9 protein-coding genes are annotated in these 19,047 nt (G+C 59.0%); 8 read left to right on the top strand and 1 reads right to left on the bottom strand.

Features of this window, described 5'->3' with window-relative positions; genetic code table 11:
* The first annotated feature begins 109 nt into the window (after positions 1–109).
* The 8 genes from ACIX8_RS15550 (at position 110) to ACIX8_RS15515 (ending at position 17,759) form a co-directional block, all read left to right on the top strand.
* Positions 110–1,714, top strand: coding sequence for a hypothetical protein (locus ACIX8_RS15550; protein ID WP_044176864.1), 1,605 nt, complete (start codon positions 110–112; stop codon positions 1,712–1,714).
* 93 nt (positions 1,715–1,807) lie between these two features.
* Positions 1,808–5,698, top strand: a complete 3,891-nt coding sequence (locus tag ACIX8_RS15545; protein ID WP_150110624.1) for a hypothetical protein — start codon at positions 1,808–1,810, stop codon at positions 5,696–5,698.
* 59 nt (positions 5,699–5,757) lie between these two features.
* Positions 5,758–6,570, top strand: a complete 813-nt coding sequence (locus ACIX8_RS15540; protein WP_014266315.1) for a hypothetical protein — start codon at positions 5,758–5,760, stop codon at positions 6,568–6,570.
* Between the two features lie 47 nt (positions 6,571–6,617).
* The gene (locus ACIX8_RS15535) at positions 6,618–8,510 is read left to right on the top strand and encodes a hypothetical protein (protein ID WP_014266314.1); all 1,893 of its coding nucleotides are present in this window, start codon (positions 6,618–6,620) and stop codon (positions 8,508–8,510) included.
* Positions 8,511–8,567: 57 nt separating this feature from the next.
* Positions 8,568–12,770 carry a TonB-dependent receptor gene (locus ACIX8_RS15530; protein WP_223295351.1) on the top strand — a complete coding sequence of 1,401 codons (4,203 nt, stop codon included), beginning with the start codon at positions 8,568–8,570 and terminating at the stop codon, positions 12,768–12,770.
* Between the two features lie 16 nt (positions 12,771–12,786).
* Entirely contained in the window at positions 12,787–14,214 is a 1,428-nt protein-coding gene (locus tag ACIX8_RS15525) for a hypothetical protein (RefSeq protein ID WP_014266312.1), read from the top strand.
* Positions 14,215–14,944: 730 nt separating this feature from the next.
* Complete coding sequence (locus tag ACIX8_RS15520; protein ID WP_014266311.1) at positions 14,945–16,762, top strand: hypothetical protein; 1,818 nt, start codon at positions 14,945–14,947, stop codon at positions 16,760–16,762.
* A 268-nt stretch (positions 16,763–17,030) separates the two neighbouring features.
* Entirely contained in the window at positions 17,031–17,759 is a 729-nt protein-coding gene (locus ACIX8_RS15515) for a class I SAM-dependent methyltransferase (protein ID WP_014266310.1), read from the top strand.
* A 55-nt stretch (positions 17,760–17,814) separates the two neighbouring features.
* Here the strand turns inward: ACIX8_RS15515 and ACIX8_RS15510 are convergent, their stop codons facing one another.
* On the bottom strand, positions 17,815–19,026 hold the full coding sequence (locus ACIX8_RS15510) for a hypothetical protein (RefSeq protein WP_150110622.1): 1,212 nt from the start codon (positions 19,024–19,026) through the stop codon (positions 17,815–17,817).
* Positions 19,027–19,047: the final 21 nt, after the last annotated feature.

The following is a 19,047-nucleotide window of genomic DNA, read 5'->3' as shown; positions in this document are numbered from 1 at the left end:
TTGCGGCGAACTTTCACTCTTTGAGAGGTGGACGGCGCGGCGGCACCTGGCCACGTGCAGGGGATGCCGGATGCATCAACGGAGCCTAGAAGGGCCGCGCGCGGAATATATGATCCAGCTTTATCGCGAGAGCCTGGAGGGCGTGGACACGATTCTTGAGGAAGGGCCTCGCACAGCCTTTGCCACGTGGCTGGAGTTTCAGGTGCGGCGGGAGACATCGCAACAAAAGTGGACTGTTCCAGCTTCTAGCGCTTGGAGACACGGCTTCTCGTCGGCTCTTCCGTTGGTATCCATCGGAGTGATTTTTGGGCTGGTTACGGGAGTTCTGGCCTTTTCATTCTTATTGCGGGAACACGCTCCCAGTATCAGCGCAAATGCGCTGCTTGTTCGTGCAGAGAGTTGGGACACGCCCAACACTGCGGCGAACCCCGGAGTGGCGCACCAGACGGTTCAAATCAAGACGGCGAAGCAGATCGTGAATCGATCGATCTATTGGGATGTGCAGGGAAGGCATCGGCCCAAGCCTGCAGCCTTGTCCGTTGCCGAAGAACAACTCCGTTCGACACTTGGCGCTGCGGGAGTGGACTGGAACCAGCCTATCTCCGCCTCCGCGTATCAGACGTGGCACGATCATCAGCATGTGCGCACCGATCGCATTGATCGTAGCGGTGTTCATCTGCTAACGCTGACCACGACCGTGCCGGATGGCGAGGTGTCGGAAGAATCGCTGACCGTGCGGGATACCGATTTTCATCCGGTCGCGCGGCGAGTCGATTTCCGTGACAGCGAGACGGTGGAGATTGCCGAAGTCGATTTCGCGATCCTGCCGTGGAGCTCCGTCGATCCGAGCGTCTTTGAGCCGGTGGGAGGAGTGGACGACCCCAAAATGATCGGGTCACAACTACAGCCCCTTCTTCTCCCCTTGCCGCGTCGTCCGCTGGCGCCGACTCCTGAACAGCTGGATGAAACCGAGCTTACGGTCAGGCTCATCCTGAATCAGCTTGCAGCAGATACTGGCGAGCAGATCGAGATCCATCGGCTTCCGCAGGCCATCGAGGTAGATGGCCTGCTCGAGACAGAAGAGCGCAAGCGGCAGCTGGAATCTCAACTTGGATTAGTGCCGCGATTGAAGCTCGTCCTCCAGAGTGCGGCGCAGATGCGGGAAGCTCCGCTCACTGGAAGTGAATCCGTCAGTGTACAAGCGACATCTTTGCCCGACCGCTCGTCGGCACTGGAAACCTATCTTCGGTCGCGCGGGCGGAAGGTTGACGACATCAATGCGATGGCGCAACAGGCCTTCACTGAAGCTCTCACGATTAGCCACGAGAGCAGCGCGATCGTCGATTTGAAGACGCGCTTTGTGGCTACAGAGCAGATGCCGGTCATCACTTCGGCCACGATCGTGGAGTTGCTCTACAGCCATCACGCACGCCTGGAAACCGCTCTGCGCCAGGAGCGCGGGCTGTTGGCGCTGATGGAGGGGGGCTCCTCTTTCAATGGACGCATTCTTGCGCGGGGCTCGGCCTCGCTTAGCGATGAGGCGTCCAGGAATCTGGTGTTTGTGAAGGAGCTGACGCAGACCGATGCTCCGGCTGAGCGAAGCGCGGAAGCGATCTTCGCGGACATGTCCTCAACGCTGGATCGCATCGCCGGCGCTGCGGATCAAGCCTATGGGGAGTCTGCAAAAGACTCCCGCCGGAATACAGACAGGTAGGAGAACCCGGTCATGCAGTCCATTATCATTTCCAGTCCGCTTTCACGTTTTATACCTGCCCGGCGATGCCGAAGGCGGCAGGATGGGCATGCGATGGCCCGTCTTCTCAGCGTACTGTGCATAACGGCCCTGGCAGCAGCGATTACCGGTTGCAGCAGTGGCGGTGTCTCTTCTTCTGAGGCTGCCGCTGCGCCTATTGCGATGAGCACGGCCAGCGGAACAGCCGTGAAGACCAGCATTCTTGCGGTGGGCTCCGCTGTGAATTTCAGCATGATGCCGGTTGGAGACAAAAGCAGCGCAGGCGTCGATTGGATCGTGACTTGCGAGGGCAATCCCGTTACGGGCAGCATTAGTAATGGCGCGTGCGGCACACTGGCTCCCATCCATACGGCGGACGGTGTGGCTACGGTCTACACGGCTCCGTCGGTAGCGCCGATCAATGGTGCCATTACCGTCACGGCGACAGTGACCAGCAACCCATCGCAAAGCAGCAGCGTAAGCCTCACCATCGTGGCAACGCCAATCGGCGTTGCGTTCACTGGTGCGGTGCCGGCTTCTCTGGAGATCAAGGCGACCCACGTCTTCAACGCCGCGGTGACCAACGATCCGTTGGGTGCGGGCGTCACCTGGACGGCCACGTGCGGATCGAGTGCCTGCGGCTCGTTCAATCCAACATCATCGCTAGAATCCACAACGTATACGGCCCCCTCCGTCGTGCCGACGGGCGGCATCGTGACGATCACGGCTACCTCGCTGACCGACACGAGCAAATCGGCAAGCGCCAAAGTGCAGATCACTGCGCCTCCTCCGCCCGTTCCGGTCACGGTGAGCGTGTTGCAGTCGAACGTGTATTTGACAACCACCGGTTCAACTCACTCGACCTCATTGACAGCGATCGTTGCCAACGACCCGGCTGACGCTGGTGTCGACTGGTCGCTCAGTTGCGGTGCGTCGAGTTGCGGATCGTTGGGTGGGTCGGTGAAGACGCACACAGCGAGTGGTGTCTCTGTAAGCTATGTGAGTCCTTCCTCCATTCCTTCCGGTGGCACCGTCACCATTACGGCGGCATCCACGACGAATCCGGCGGTATCGGCATCGGCCACCGCAACAATCCTTACCACTGCGCCGATTGTCGTCACGATGCCCTCCGCGCCTCCGTCCGCGCTGACTACGGGAGCTCAAGCGACGCTCGCGGCTACGGTAGCTTCCGATCCGAAGAACCTGGGTGTGAACTGGACGGCGAGCTGCGGCGGTACGGGCGGATGTGGCAGCTTTAATCTGTCTCCCGCACACACGGCAAGTGCAGGGAAGATCATCTACACCGCCCCTGCCTCGGTTCCCACGGGCGGCCTGGTGACGATCACCGCGTCTTCGCCGGCATCCACCCCGTCGAATCCCGCTATTGCGATCACCACAGTGGTTGCTGCGCCACCAACTCTCGCCTTCACGCAGATACCGACGATGCCGCTGACAGCTGCGGCACAGGCTCCTGTCAGCGCCACGGTTGCGAACGATGTTTCACCGGGAGGCGTCACGTGGTCCGTACAGTGCGGTAACACGGTTCCCGGCGGTTGCGGCTGGATCTCCCCTGTGCAGACGGCGAGCGGGGCGACGGCCGTCTACACCGCGCCACCCGCGCCGCCGGTCACGCTTCCTGCGCCGAAGGACACGCCGCCTATCGCCTCGGTGACGATCGTCGCAACATCGGTCGCAGATCCGAGCGTGAGCCTTAGTTCAAGTTCCATCGCGATCAATTCGTCGATGGTTCTTTCGGTCGGCTTTGTCCCTTCACTGCCTGCGCAGGTTCAGACGGATGCGACCGTGAACCTGACTGCCGCAGTGGCCAACGATGCGACGAACGCAGGCGTGGACTGGCAGGTATGCGCGAGCGGCTGCGGCTTCTTCACGGTGAAGCCCGCGATCCCGGCGATTCCGGCTACTGCGACGACACCCTACGTGCCCGCAGTCCCGGCGGTGACGGCGCCCAGCGTCCCGGCGTGGCCCAATGGCCTGCCGATTCCTTATACGGCACCATCCGATCCGCCCGCGTCAGGCGTGGTTGTGGTGGAGGCTCTGGCTCATGCAGACGGGACCACGGCGAACTCGGGAACCATCGCTATCACCACAAGCCCGACCGGTCCAGCGCTGAACGGCTCGGTTCAGGCGGGAACGCAGCCGGTTGTGGGCGCTTCCGTCTTCCTGTATGCGGCTGGGACGAGCGGATATGCTTCGGCCTCTGCGCAGATTGCGGCAGCTACGACAGACAAGAACGGCAAGTTTACGGTGTCTGCCGGTTATACCTGCCCCTCTCCCATCAGCCAGATGTATCTGGTGGCGACCGGCGGTAAAGTCGGAGCCAACGCCGCGAATCCGAATCTCTCCATGATGACGGCGCTGGGAAGCTGCAACGGGCTTGGCTCCAGCGCGGTTGTCGTCAACGAGGTCACGACCGTTGCTTCGGCATGGGCAACAGCTCCCTTTGCGGCAAACGACGAACTCACAGGCAACAGTAGTGATCTCTACCTGGGCACGAGCAGCGGGAATCTCTCCGGGCTGGCGAATGCGTTCGCCGCAGTGAACAATCTGGTCGATATCACCACTGGGCAGGCAAGATTCGTAATCCCTGCTGCGAACGCCGCGGTTCCCTATGTGGAGATCAATACGCTCGCCAATGCCTTGAATGCCTGTACGGGAACCTCGGGGGGCGTGGAAGGTGACGGGAGTCCTTGCGGCGTGTTGTTCACCGCGACGGATACACTCCCAGCAGGAAAATTCAACGGGACCATTGCGCCATCCGACACGCTGCAGGCTGCGTTCAACATCGCGCAGCACCCTGGCGCCAACACCGAGGCCTACATCCTGGATTCCCTCAACCTCTTCACACTGGGGACCTCCGTGTCTCCTTTTCAGCCGATCCTCACGGCGTTGCCGGGTGACTGGTCAATCTCGCTGAACTACACCAGCGGCGGTGGCCTTACCACCACGGGTACGGTTGGCTCCTTCGCGGTCGATGCCAGCGGGAATCTTTGGATTACAGACACCGCAGGCGGCGACGTCATTGAATGGAACGCCGTTGGCGCGGCACTCTCACCCTCCACCGGCTTTCCCGCTGGCGGCGGTCTCCTTGCGATCGATGCCAACGGTAATGTATGGGTCTCCGGCAACAGCGTCCTGAGCGAACTGACGAACCTGGGCACTCCTGTACTCGGAAGCCCCTTTGCAGGTGTGGCCGGCGGGGGCAGCGATATGGCCTTCGACGCCCAGGACAATCTGTGGATCGCCAACGGCGGGGGAGTGAACGAGTTCAACAACCTTGGGGTGGAGCTGTCACCTGCATCCGGGTTCACCAACAGCGGAAACTCAGGCATCACTGCCGTGGGTATCGACAGTTCCAACAACGTGTGGATCGGAAATTCGATCAGCACCGCTCCCAGCATTTTTTCCGAGCTTACGAATCCGGGTGGAGAGTTAATTGTCAATAGCGGCCTCGCACCGACCGGGGAGGGAATAACGATTCTTCCGCAACTGGCTTCGGATGGTAAGGGCGATATTTGGGGCGTATCTGCCAGCGGTAACGCGGAAAACAACGGTAGCGCGGTTGTCTGCGAGGTCCCACCCTACGGCGGGTTAGGCACAACCCTGATACCGACGTGTTACTCGGGAGTGGGATATCCGGCTACCCCGGGCTCCTTCCCGATTGGCGCCAACCCGCAGGGCCTTGCATTCGACGGCGCGGGAGGTCTATGGATTGCCGGGCCGGGTGGGGGAGTATTTCTCCGCGATGCGATGGGAAATTACGCTAGCGCCGGCGTTTCTATCCCTGTCCCCAATGCCGGATCGTTGCGTGCTGCTGTGGATGGGGCGGGCAATGTGTGGGTGCTGCTCGCCAACAACATCGTCATTGAACACATCGGCGTTGCCACGCCGGTGGTGACGCCCATCGCGTTGGGTATGAAAAACAACAAGCTGGCGGCGAAACCATGAGAGACGCCATTGGATTGTCGCCGGCCCGTTCCTACCGAATATCTGAACAAGAGGAAGTGATGAAGATCCCTGTGCGCACGCTCAAGAGAATTTGTATTTCACAAAGCTTTCGGCCAGCAGTGCTTGCCCTGCTGTTAGCCAGTCTGGCAGCGGTCTCGGGCTGCTCCTCCGGCAGTTCCGTATCCGACATCATAGTCAAGCCGATTACCTTCACCGACGCGAACGGAACTCCCCTGAAGACCGCTCCGGTGTCGCTCACGACCAGCCAGGGCACGTATGTGGACGTGACACTGACGAACGATCCGCAGTTGTTGGGCGCGGACTGGAGCGCTTACTGCGGAAGCGCGCTGCCTCCGGGTGCGCCGTTGCCGCCGGGACAGACACAGGACCAATCGTGCGGCACGTTTACTCCAGCGCACACGATGAGCGGCCCTCTGCCCAGTTACGTGACCAGTGGCGCCGGCTATGTGGCGCGCTATACCGCGCCTCCCGCCACGCCGAAGCTGGGGACCGTCACCCTCTATGCGATTTCGACCAGCGACCACAGCAAGTTCTCGAGCACCACGCTGACCATCGGCGGCCTTCCTATCTCGGTTGGATTCGCGCCGGCGCCGCCAGCCACACTGAGGGCAGGCACTACCACTCAGCTCAGAGTGGTGCTGAATAACGACGTGACAGATGCCGGGGTGAATTGGACTGTGATCTGCGGATCGAGCGACTGCGGCTCATTCAATCCGGCCAAGACCACAAGCGCTGTGGATACGGTCTACACCGCTCCCGCAACGGCGCCGGAAGGCGACATTGTCAAGGTAACTGCCACCTCGATTGCCGACCCGACAAAGGCCGTCGTCGCCACGATCACGATCAATTGAACAAAGATATTTCCGCACAGGACAAGACAGGACCAAGGGAGAAGAAAATGAACAGATTTAGACAGATGGTGGCCGGAGTGGTTCTAGCAACATGCGTCGTGGCGCAGGCACAGAGCGGTACGGATCAGCCGCCAGCCAAACCAGTCAGGACAAAGGTCGCGAAGACGAAGGCGAAGGCTCCGACGCAGGAAGAGATTCTGCTGGAGCAGTTGAACGAGAAGTTCCAAAAACTCGATCAGGTGAACAGCAAGTTGAACGACCTGGAGCAGAAGTACGAGGCTCTCCAGCAGCGCATGGCAGCGCGTGATGCCGAGTTGGAGCAGGCCCGCAAGGACGCAGCCGACGCCAAGCAGAAGCTCGAGGCCACGCAGGCCATTATCGGCACGGATGGCTCCACGGTTACGACGCTGCAGGGCGATGTGGCAACCCTGAAGACGACATCGAGTTCGCTTTCAACGCAGGTCCAGGCGAGCCAGGAAGAGACGAAGAAGCTCGAGAATCCCGACACGATTCGCTTCATGGGAATCGGCCTTAAGCCGGGCGGCTTCCTGGCCGCTGAAACCGTCGATCGGCAACGTGGGATCGGCGGCGATGTGAACACCCAGTTCACCGGAATCCCGTTCGCCGGTACAACGGCAGGAGAGCTGTCGGAGTTCAACGCGAGCGGCAGGCAGTCACGCATTTCGCTGTTGGCGGAAGGCAAGATCCCGGCCGCGACACTGCGCGGATACTTCGAAGCGGATTTTCTCTCCGCAGGAACGACTTCGAACGACAACCAGAGCAACAGCTACCCGTTGCGTTTGCGCCAGGCATGGGCACAGGCCGAGCTGAACAACGGATGGATTCTGACGGGCGGTCAGATGTGGTCGCTCGCCACCGAATACCGTCACGGTCTGGAGAACAACTCCGAAGCCATACCCCTGACGATCGACTCTCAGTACAACGTTGGATTCACCTGGGAGCGGCAGTACGGCTTTCGTGTCGTGAAGAGGATATCGAACAAGTTCTGGATCGGCGGAGCCGTCGAAGAGTCGCAGACGCTCAACATCGGCGGTCACAATCTTCCTACGATTGCGTATCAGCAGACAGGAAATGGCGGCGGCCTTTATAACTCCACGGCGAACTACAGCTTCAACGAAGCTCCGGACCTGATTGCCAAGGCAGCCTACGAAACCAACTGGGGCCACTTCGAACTCTTCGGCATCAGCCGCTTCTTCCGTGACCGCGTCTTCCCGAATGGCCCTGCTCCCGCCGGTGCGGCCCAGCCGGTTACAACCTCCGCGCTGGGTGCTTATACAACGAAGGCCGATGGCGGCGGTGTAGGCGCAAATGCGCGTGTGTGGCTGTTTGCCAAGAAGCTGGAGATTGACGGGCATATCCTCGCCGGAAACGGCCTGGGACGCTACAGCAGCGCGCAGTTGCCGGACGCCACGGCGCATCCCGACGGCTCGCTTGAACTGCTGACGGGCGGTTCGGCGCTGGGTTCGGTCGAATGGCATGCAACGCCGCGCCTCGATCTGTACGGGTATTACGGTGGCGAGTACGCCAAGCGTGCCTGGTACAACACCGGATATACCGTCACGACTGCCGGACCCACGCTGGGTCAGCCGATCCTGGGCGGCTACGGCGCGCCCACCAACAATGTCGCCGGCTGCTATGTGGAGGTGCTGCCCGTGGCCTCGCCAAACGGCGGTGGCAATGTGGCTTCCGGGCCCTCCAACTGCAACGCGGATAACCGCAACATCCAGGAAGGAACCTTTGGCTACTGGTTCCGCTTCTACCGGGGTACGCGCGGAACGCTGCAGCAGGGAATTCAGTACTCCTATGCCGAGCGCCGGACGTGGCAGGGAATCGGCAATCCCGCAGCCGGCTTGACCAACTCTCCAAAGGCCATTGACAACATGTGGTTCACATCGATTCGTTACTACCTTCCTAAATAAATGAAGACGGAGATGGGAACTGCGAAGCGAAAACAAGGACTAGGAGCCTTTCAGAAGATGTTTCGATCATTTCGATGGCTACTGCTCGCAGTGGCGCTGATCCCGGTGTTCAGCGCCCTGCGCCTTGCCGGACAGATTGCTACCGGGCGTTTTTCGGGTCAGGTTACCGATCCCGACGGAGCCGCGATTCCCGCGGCAACAATCCAGATCGTCAATCAGGAGACGCTGGTGAAGCGTGAGGCCAAAACAGACAGCACGGGTGCGTACACCGTTCTCGGGCTCCCTCCCGGCCGCTATCAGCTCATCGTGGAGGCGCAGGGATTCAGCCGGAGATCGAGCCAGATTCTTACTCTTGCCGCAGGGCAGGCGATCGTCTTCAATACTCAGATCGCAGTCAATGAAGTGAGTCAGGATGTAAGTGTCAGCGCCGGTGCACCCACCACGGTCGATACAGGCACGGCGTCCATGTCTACGACCTTGAACAGCAGCGAGGTCACCGGCTACGGACTGAACGGCCGCAACTTCCTGTCTCTCAGTGCACTCTCTCCCGGCGTCAGTAACCAGACGGGCCAGGACGAAGCCAAGGTTGGCGTATCCGGAAGCGCGAAGTTCAGCGTCAATGGCGGCCGCGTGGAATACAACACCTTCGAGGTGGACGGTAGCGATGTGCTCAACACCAGCATCAACACCAGCCGCGGACAAGGTGAGCCGCTGGTGGTCTATCCCAGCGTCGACTCCATTCAGGACATGAAGATCCTTACCGCCGACTACAGCGCGCTCTACGGCAAGAGCGCCTCGGGAAGCGTTCTGGTGACAACGAAATCGGGTACGGAGAACTTTCACGGCGTCGCCTACGGTTTCCTGCGCAATGAGATGTTCAATGCCAGAAACTACTTCGATCAACCGAATGCAGAGCCTCAAGGCTTCCAGGGCAAGTCCGTCTATCGCACGCCGCTCTATCGTCGGCTCGACTTCGGCGGCACCATCGGTGGACCCATCTATATCCCTGGCGTTTACAACACCGGCAAGACGAGAACCTTCTTCTTCTTCTCCGAAGAGATTCGCCGCGAAAAGACCCCGGTCGATTACAACCAGGCCGTGCCCACTGTGGCCGAGCGGGCGGGGAACTTCTTCGACGTATGTCCGACCCCGGTTCCAGGAGGGTCCGGAACGTTCAGCCCGTCACAATTTCCCGATTGTCCGCAGGCAGGAATAGCCAACTTCACCTCCTTCAACAGTCTCGCGGGCGCAACCTACAACGCCGGCCTGCAGGTACCGGTGGATTACACGAGTTCGGCGATTCTCAACTCCGGGCTGATTCCCGAGCCTAACTCGGCCAGTGGCTGCAATTCGACCAACGCCTCGCCGCTGTTTCACTGCTTCGTCGCCGCCGTTTCGCCGCCGACCCACTGGCGGGAGGAGCTGTTTCGCATCGACCACAACCTGACGGAGCGCGAGCGCCTGTCGTTTCGCTACGTGCACGATAGCTGGGATACGGTGACGCTTGCGCCGCAATGGGGCATCGTCCAGAACAGCTTTCCTACGGTCGAAAACCGGTTCAACGGTCCTGGACTGGACATGGTTGTTCTGCTGGCGCAGACCTTGCCGCATGGAATCATCAACCTTATATCGGCAGGCTACGAGGTCGAACACATCTCCCTCGCTCCGCAGCCGGGAGTCGGTGTCTCGTCGCTCAGCAGGCCGGATTCTTTGACCGATCCAGCCTCGCAGGGAGGAATGCCGGTCAAGGGCACGATGTGCTCTGTCTTTTCAGCGCCAAATGCAGCCTTTAATCCTGCGTCCGTGACCGAGTGCCCCATGGGGTACATCTTCAACAATGGGTACGGTGGGGGCAAGCTGCCGGGACTGGTCTTCCAGGGAACCAACGGGGCGTACGGGGGACATGGCTTTGCCGTGGATACGGGTTACGCGCCGTGGGCCCAGGACAATCCCACCTTTACCCTTCGCGATGACGCCAGCATGATCGTCGGAAAGCATACCTTGCAGTGGGGATTCTGGGGCTCGTATGTGCAGCAGAACGAGCTGAGCGCTGTTACCGGCGCCAACTCCGGCGACCTGCAGGGATTGCTTACCTTCAGCAATCAGCAATCGACCCACACCTCGGGCAACGCCTTCTCTGACTTTCTGACCGGCTCAGGCTTCTTGCCGAATCCTAACGCGAACACAGGATCAGGAATCGCCTTCCAGAGCGGTATCAAGAGCTACACGCAGGACAGCGGACAGGGGGAGTATCACAGCCGCTACAAGACAGTCGACCTCTATCTGCAGGACGACTGGCGGATACTCCCTCACCTGACGATCAACGCCGGCTTCCGGGCCAGCCTCTTCGGCGCCTGGTACAACCCCAACGGTACGGCCTATAACTGGCGGCCCGAAGCCTTCAGCCAATCCCTCGGCTCGTCCATCTACATCGACCCGAACCTGGGAAACCTGGTGTCCAAGACCAGCGGCAAAGCAATTCCTCTGAAGCAAACCGACTCCTACACTCTCGGCTCGCTCGATCCCACGATTGTGAACGGACTGGTGCGGTGCGGCGCCAGCCCTGTGCCTGATAGCTGCATGTCCAATAAACTGTTCCATCCCTCACCGCGCGTAGGCTTTTCCTGGGATCCCTGGGGCGATGGTAAGACCGCCATCCACGGCGGTTATGGCCTCTTCTGGGAGCACGGAACCGGTTATGAGGCCAATGTCGGCTCGCTGATCGGCAGTGCACCCCTGGTCCTGAGCGAAACCCAGTCGAATATTCAGAGCCAAACCAGCCCTTCCGACGCCTACAACCTGATTGGAGGCTACTGCCAGCCTGGCACGACACAGTGCGGAAACAGCACAGGGACGGGTTCTACCTTCCCCCTGAACGTAACTTCGATCCCCACCAAGGCCGTGTACTCCTATACCCAGCAATGGAGCCTGAGTATTCAACGCGAAGTGCACAAGGGGATGATCGGGCAGATCGCCTACGTCGGCACCAAGGGCACGCACCTGACAGCGGTGAGCGATCTCAATCAGTTGCAGCCGCTCAGTAAAGGATTGAATCCCTTTGGGCCGGGGCAGCCCGTCACCTCCAGCGTCTGCGGCACTGGGGCCCAGAATGGCGCCTTTTCCGTAGCAGGGGCGAATACTGCTTCCAATGGTGGCGGCACCACCATTCCGAGTTCTGCTGCCATCGGCCCGAACGATCCGGGCTACGCGAATATCTTCATCGCCTGCACCGGTAATCCGGGATTCGCAAAAGGGGCTACAAGCGGCTTTACAAAGCTTGGCGTAAGCGCCGATGCCCTGCGACCCTATCTTGGCTTCAGCAACATCATCGCGGTGCAGAATAGTGCCGACTCGGAGTACGACGCCTTCCAGGCCACGCTTCGCCAGACGACCGGGCCGCTGACTGTCGGTATCGCCTATACCTACAGCCACTCACTCGACGACTCCTCCGACCGCGCCTCGGCCAACTTCGCCAACTCGCTCGACATCCACTCCAACCACGCCACCTCTGACTTCGACCAGCGGCAACTGCTGAACGTCAGCTACATCTACGATCTTCCGCTGCTGCGCCTGCTCCACGGCTTCACCCATCTGGTAGGCAATGGCGACGATTCGGACGATGAGGCTACGGCTGTCGCCGCCGCTCCCAACGCGCCGGACTTCTCACCCGTGATGAAGACGGTGCTGGGAGACTGGCAGATCAGCGGCATCACCACCTACTCCACAGGGACGCCCTTCAGCGTCATCAACGGGGGCGGCGGAGACGGCACCGGCGCGGCGGACAATGCCGGCGTAGGCGACGGGCTGGGGATCGGGTCCTATCCAGATGTGATCGGCAAAGCACGCGTAGGCAAGCCGTTTGTCCCGCAGAACTCCAATAACGTGGGGCCGCTGCTGCTGAACCCGGGCGCCTTCGCCGCGCCACGCGGCCTTACCTTCGGCGATGCCGGACGCAACTCCCTGAACAATCCTTCGCGCATCAACTTCAACGTCTCGCTGTTCAAACACTTCAAACCGACGAAGCGCCTGGACATCGAGTTCCGCGCCGAAGCCTTCAACGTCTTCAATCACACCCAGTTCCGCATTACCGACCCCAGTCATCCGGGCAATACCGGCAACAACGTCATCAACTGTTACGGCAGCCAGACCGAACTCTACTCCGCGGGCGCCTCCGGCTGCCTTGCCGGAAACTCCTTCCTGCATCCGGTGGACGCGCACGACCCGCGCATCCTGCAGTTCGGCCTGAAGGGCAGCTTCTAGCAAAGAGGAAATCGTTATGCAGCATTTCGAATCTCAATCCGGACAATTCACGAGGGTGGCCGCCCCGCTGGGGGCAGTCCTGTTTCTCGGCTGGCTTGCCGGATGCAGCTCAAGCCCGATTCCGGCCACGCAGGCCGCCGCCCCCCCACCGGGCGTGCAAACCTACTTCGCGCCGTTTGTTGATGGATTGAATCTTGCGCCGTCTACTCTGACTTATACCCTCTACGATGACCCTGTGAAGGGGACGTTCTCGCAGGCGACCTATCAGTCTGTTACTGAGCCCGGCCCTCAGGTTCTCAGTGCCGGCAATCTCACGATTGGACAACGCGGCTTGCGAAGCCTGGACATTACGATCAATAGCGGCACACCTTTGCCTCCAGGTTCGCCTGAACCCGGCAGCTTCGCGGTGGAACTCGCCGGCCAGGCCGGAGGGCTGGTGCAGATGGTCGGGCAGCCGGTCCAGCCTCTCGTCGCCGCCACGCAGTGCCCGAGTTCCTCCACGCAGACCTATCAGTTCCTTACCATCCCGACCCAGGCGTGGAACTCGACCACCGATACCGCTTACGGCAGCGTGGAAATCTCCTCCAGTGGCAGCGACGTCACCTTCAAGAACATCAGTCAGTACATCCTGCCTCCTGCAGGCAAAACAGGAGCGCCCCCCCAGCCCCCGGCCCAGTCCAGTAACTCATTGGTAACCGGAGCTTCTTGCGGGCCTACATTCTTTGGCAATATCACGAATGTTCCAGGGACGTTGGTTGTTACTGATCCTGGTCAAAATGGGACGGTGCTGCCTGCGCAGGCGCAGATAGGCATCGGCCCCAGCGGCCTTCTGGTGGAAAATAATGGGTTCGGTGCAACGATGACGGGATCTCTTCCCCCCCTTGATTACGAGAATGTTCTGGGCGCGGGCACGGGCGCCGTCGGTCTGCCTAAGCCGTCCAGCGCGCTGGACACCAGCACAGTCGTCGGCAAGCAGTATCTTGGCTTCATCTATTCTCTCGGGGCAAGCAGTCCCGCTGTGCCAAGGTCCTCGAATCTCGCCTCGTTCGGCTTTCCCAGTGCGCCTACCGTGTCTACCGGTTGTCCGTCCGTGGACGCTGATGCCTCCAGCTCTATCCTGATCTACGGCGGAGATTTCCCCGTGAACCCGAAGACAGGCCTCCCGGACCCCGGCCCCGACAATAGCAGTAACCCCAACTATCCGTACGGCAACAACGACTTCGTCATCGACCTCGGCCCGCAGGACACTTCGAATAACGGCTTATATCGCCAGGCCAAGGTTTGCGTCGGCAAATTGTATCCGGGCAATTCAACCGGCGCCGCGTATCCCTTCCAGGCCGTGGCCATCGCCGGACAACTGGGTAGTCAATATGCCATCTTCCTCATCGGGCAGGACCCTACCTCCACCCAGCCCTGGGCCATCTACCTGCTGTCGTCGAATTGAAACAGGGCTACAGTACAGCTCTTGAACTCAATTGGGTGTGAGCATTCGTTGGATGAATCAGAAAGGCTATTTTGCCCGACCCCTCGCATAGGCTGTGCTCAGCCTATGCGAGGGGTGTTCCGTTTGGGAATGTGTAAATTAGTCCTTCCTCGCAGTCCCAGTCCCGTAACAACTAGATTCACCTTAAATTGACCGCGCAAAAGGTTGGGAAATCACAGGGTCTACGGTCATTTTCGTAGTGCCTCAAATCATCCTTTGCATGGTCAGTATTGTGGCCGGGGCGGAAGGCTCTCACCTGTTAACTAACGTTTGCTGTCCTCAAGACACCGATAGCTTCGGAGACAGTTGTCCAGGCTACCAGTCACACAGTTTCGTGGGCCCCAGGGTGCTGCGATAGATGCATCCGGTTAACTGTACATCGCGGATGTAAACGACTTTCGTATCCGCGTGGTCAAGACAGATGTAATTCCATTTCACTATCGGCCTGCGACGCGCAGGGAACTTCGAACAATGGCTTTTATTGCTAGGCCAAGGTTTGTGTCTTCGCATCGTATCCGGGCCATTCAACCAGCGTTGCGCATCCGTTTCCGGTATTTGCCAGACAATAGCGCGGCAAATACGCTGTCTTCCTCGTTGAGCTGGACTCCACCCAGCCCTGGGCCCTCTACCTGCCGCAGTCGAATGGAAACAGGACTGCGGCACACCACAGCAGCATCGAAGGAGAATTGCGATGAACAGATTTCTGAAATCTGCATTCGCCGTTTGCTTGGTTCTGGTAGTTGTCGCAGGTTCGGCGTCAGTCAAAGCCCAAACCGTTCTACTGGATGGTCTGGGCTCTTCCGGCTTGTTCCTTCAACTCGGATTGGGCGCGAATAGCAGCAGTGGAACGATTCATGCTCCGTGTGTGTGGAGCGAGAACACGAACATTGTTGCCGCTAACGATTTCAGCGTAAGCGGCAATCCCTCCACTCCTCTCAAAGATGCCGGCAGTGCCTGGGTAGCGTGGACGACGGGATCTGGACCGGGAGCAAGCTGCACGTCGCCGGCAGCGAATGCAATGATTTACGCCTATCTGTCGACGGACTCTGTAGCCGGCAATCGCTGCCTGTACAACTCGAACCTTTCAGGCGGTTCGAAGTGCTCCATCGCCTATCCTCTCGCGTCTGTCGCACCCGCGGGCCTGATTCTACCCGCTGGAACCATCGTTAGTGGGGCCATCACTACCGCAAACTGTGGAGGTACGGGAGAGTGTGCGCTTCCCTCAAGTGTTCTGACCGCGCTCAATTTGTCCACTCAACTGGTCAACTACGCGGGCACCGACATCCGTCCGGAAGATGCCAAGTTCGCGATCACACGTGCGCTTACAAACTGCGGCTCTGTCGTGGCGACCGGTTCACAGATTCTGGGACTCGGTTACCAGAATGGCAGCGCCATCCACACTGCCATCTCAGGTTCGACCAACTTCGTCAACGTGATCAACTTCGCTCTCCCGACCAGTTTTTTTGTCACCCCGGTCGGCGCCACACCTATCATCGTTGCCGTCAATGACTCTACCGGCACCGGACTCCGCGCCTTCTCGAACATCACCAGCCAGGCGCTCGCGCACTTCCTGGATGGAACCTACTCCTTCACCGATCAGGCCTCGGGTTCGCCCAATGCGACGGGCTCGGCGGTAACGGTTTACATCCCCGAACCGTTGTCGGGAAACTACAACGTCATGGAGTTCAATGTTCCCAACCGGATTGGGACCCTCGGTGGCAGCTTCGCAACTTCTCAGGATGTAGGCCTTAATCAGCCAAGTAGTCAGAGAAATTGCACCGTCACTTCACCCTGGCCTGTTCCTTCAACCACCCTCTCAACTGTCCTTCACAACCCCCTGGACTTTACCGTCAGTGGTGGCGGGCGTCTGCGAACCGTCGGTGCCAACATCATTACCAACCCCAGCCTCATCACCGGAACCGACATCAGCCAGGAACTCAGCTCAGTGGTAGGGAACACCTCCAACTCTCTGGGGTATGGTTTCTGGAGTGCCGCGAATTTTACCGGTTTCTCTGCAGTAGCCACCACCGCCAAGTACTATAGCGTGGACGGTGTCGATCCGCTGGGTGCGAGCGGCACGATTCCCACCACCCCGGCCGAACTGGCAAACGTCAGTCTTGCCACGACAGCCGATGGACAGTACCCCATCTGGTCGATGCTTCGCCTGGTGAACGTCGGCACAACTCAAAACATCACTGTCGCTGCTCTGGCCGCCTCAGCGCAAGACTATTCCGTTGCCGTCCATCTCGACTTCGTTCCCCTGGCCAACATGCTAGTGGTCCGTTCTCACTTCACTCCTCCAGGCCAAACCCTCACGGCCTCCAATGGCAGTGGCAGCACAGCGTACGGCAGCAACAGAGCCACCGCTTGTTCCGCTACCGAGACCGGAGGCGATGTAGGCGGCGTGGTCATTGGCCTCAAGACAGCCAGCTTGAGCCATAGCCCGTTGACCTTAAGCGACCAGACCTACTGCCTGACCACCAGCACCACGGGGCAGACAGGACATTGAAGGTAGGCTGTGGCACGAACCTCTTTAGGGCAGGCTCTGTGCGCTCTGAGCCTGCCCTGTTTTTTTGACCGTCTACCTGCTGCAGTCGAATTGAAACAGGACTCGTGACATCTCAATGGCGTAAACTTCCCAGCAGTGGGCATGCTTAAGCGAGATGGTGTATAACCGTCTGCACTTAGGTTCAATCGCTTTCTATGGGCCAGTAATTGAGCAAGGTGTTTCTGCTTCAAGCTGCTACACCTAGAGAGGCACATCATTGAGCAGACCGATGAGGGCACTAGCAGAGCAGGTTCTCCCCAGATGGGTTTTTGAACGCATCAGAGCCATCCGATCACGGCAATGGCAGGTATCGTTCCTCCACCAGTCAGGCCTACTCCATCAAGTAAAAAAACACATTGCCTGCAAGGGGCTTAAGGTTCTAGACGGTCCATTTGCGGGGATGACCTATCCTCCAGATTCTGCTCTTATCCGATGGTGTGTCCCCAAACTTGTCGGTAGCTACGAGAAGGAACTCCACCCCTTTCTTTTCCAAGCCGGGGCGAAGGGGTATGACTGCGTGATCGACATCGGGAGTGCGGAGGGCTACTACGCTTGCGGGCTAGCCAGGATGCTCAACATTCCGGTGTATGCCTACGACCCGGAGCCGAAAGAGAAAGCCTTCACGATCTCTATGGCCAAGCTTAACAACGTTGTCCACCTGGTGAAGGCTGGAAACCTGTTCACACCCAGCGACATGAAGGAGTTTTCTTCGCAAAGGGCGCTTGTGGTGTGCGACTGTGAGGGATTTGAAGAGACTCTCTTCACTCCGACGACTCTGGAATTGACGAGGCGGTGGGATCTGTTGATTGAGCTGCACGGATCAGCCGAACAGGTACTCCCTGCACTCCAGTGGCCGCACAAGACACAGGTCATTCCCATTCAGAACAGGAAAGGGGATGAAGATGAATACCGCCCCGGCAGGCAGAGCTTTCTTGTATGCGAAGCCATGGATTCATAAGTTTTGATGGCACTTCGCAAGGGAGCTAACGTCTCTCCATTTCACTTCCTGCAACTCACCGCGGTAAATCCTTCATCAGTGGTGAAACGACGGGATAGCAGATAAGAAAATCATAGCTATCTGCCCAGTAGATCAAGTTGGTCTCCAGAGGTGTGCGTTTTTCCTGCGCTATGGAGTGGAGCATGGGACGAAGCATACGGAGGTCGAATAAAGTCGCATCTGGGCCGGCAAGCTGAGCAAGAAGAGCGAATGAAAGTTCATCTTGCCTCTCATCCGCATTGAAAGTTTCGCCAGCGAGATGTTCTTTGCCCCCTGCTGCAAAGGTACCCACATTGAAAACGGATTTATTTTCAGTAATTGCCAACTCCGCTACAAAGTTGCCTAGCGTGGAAACACCCCGTGCATCATAGCCGCGATGAAGATGGTTACGTCCGAATCGCAGGAAGACTTTACTCTCGGGTTCCTGCCGATCATGGCTAAGGAAAAGTTCCTTCATCACTAACTCCCTGGCTTCGGAGGCCCCAAGCTTGGTGTCGGGATTTGAGCGAAGCGCTTCAACGCGCAATGTCTGACGAAGATTGTTCCAAAGCGAGATGCCGCCAATCGTTATGTCCCTGGCGGGATGATCTGTCTCTGACAGGCTTAGTAGTTGAGGCGCTTGCTTCCGGTTATAACGATGAGCGGTGAGGGCCACCATTTGTTTTAGTGTGGCATCCTCGGGATTGAGCTTGGCCATATCCGCAATGAGACGTTCAGGTTGGCCTTCGTCTATGTCACATCCCCAAACAACATGCTGTTTGGGGCCCGCGAACTGATCGACCAGCGAGGCCTGGTCTTGTGTCCACAGCCCTTTGGCTTGATCCAAGTGCTCCACAGCCCAGGGACTCAACTCCCCTGCAACATGACGGTATCCAGCCGCCCATAGCTGAGGCCACAAATCTTTCATGAGTTCTGGGATCTCGTGTTCGCCATGAAGTTCTCCCAGCAGAAAGAAATCGTGGCTGCGTGCTTCAGCAAGCAAGCGAGCTTCTCCAGCCCCGTGGAGTGGTACCGCGTGGGCAGTCAGCGTCGTTCGAATGGCATCTTCGGTAACGACAGGAGCGGCAAGGAGCGATCCTGGAATGAGGAAAAGACTCAGAGATATCGCAAGGGCCAGTCGGGATTTCATGGAAAGATAACGCGCTAAATCTGGTAAAAGTTCCCACACCGATACCTGGATTCTTTTATTCCCGTTAATATTGCCTTGGTGCGGTAGGTTCTCATCCAAATCGGAAGCAGGCTAATCGGG

It is taken from the genome of Granulicella mallensis MP5ACTX8, assembly GCF_000178955.2.
Classification (GTDB): Bacteria; Acidobacteriota; Terriglobia; order Terriglobales; family Acidobacteriaceae; genus Granulicella; species Granulicella mallensis.
The sequence above is the reverse complement of the archived record's forward strand: the minus strand, read 5'-3'. Positions and strand labels throughout refer to the sequence as shown.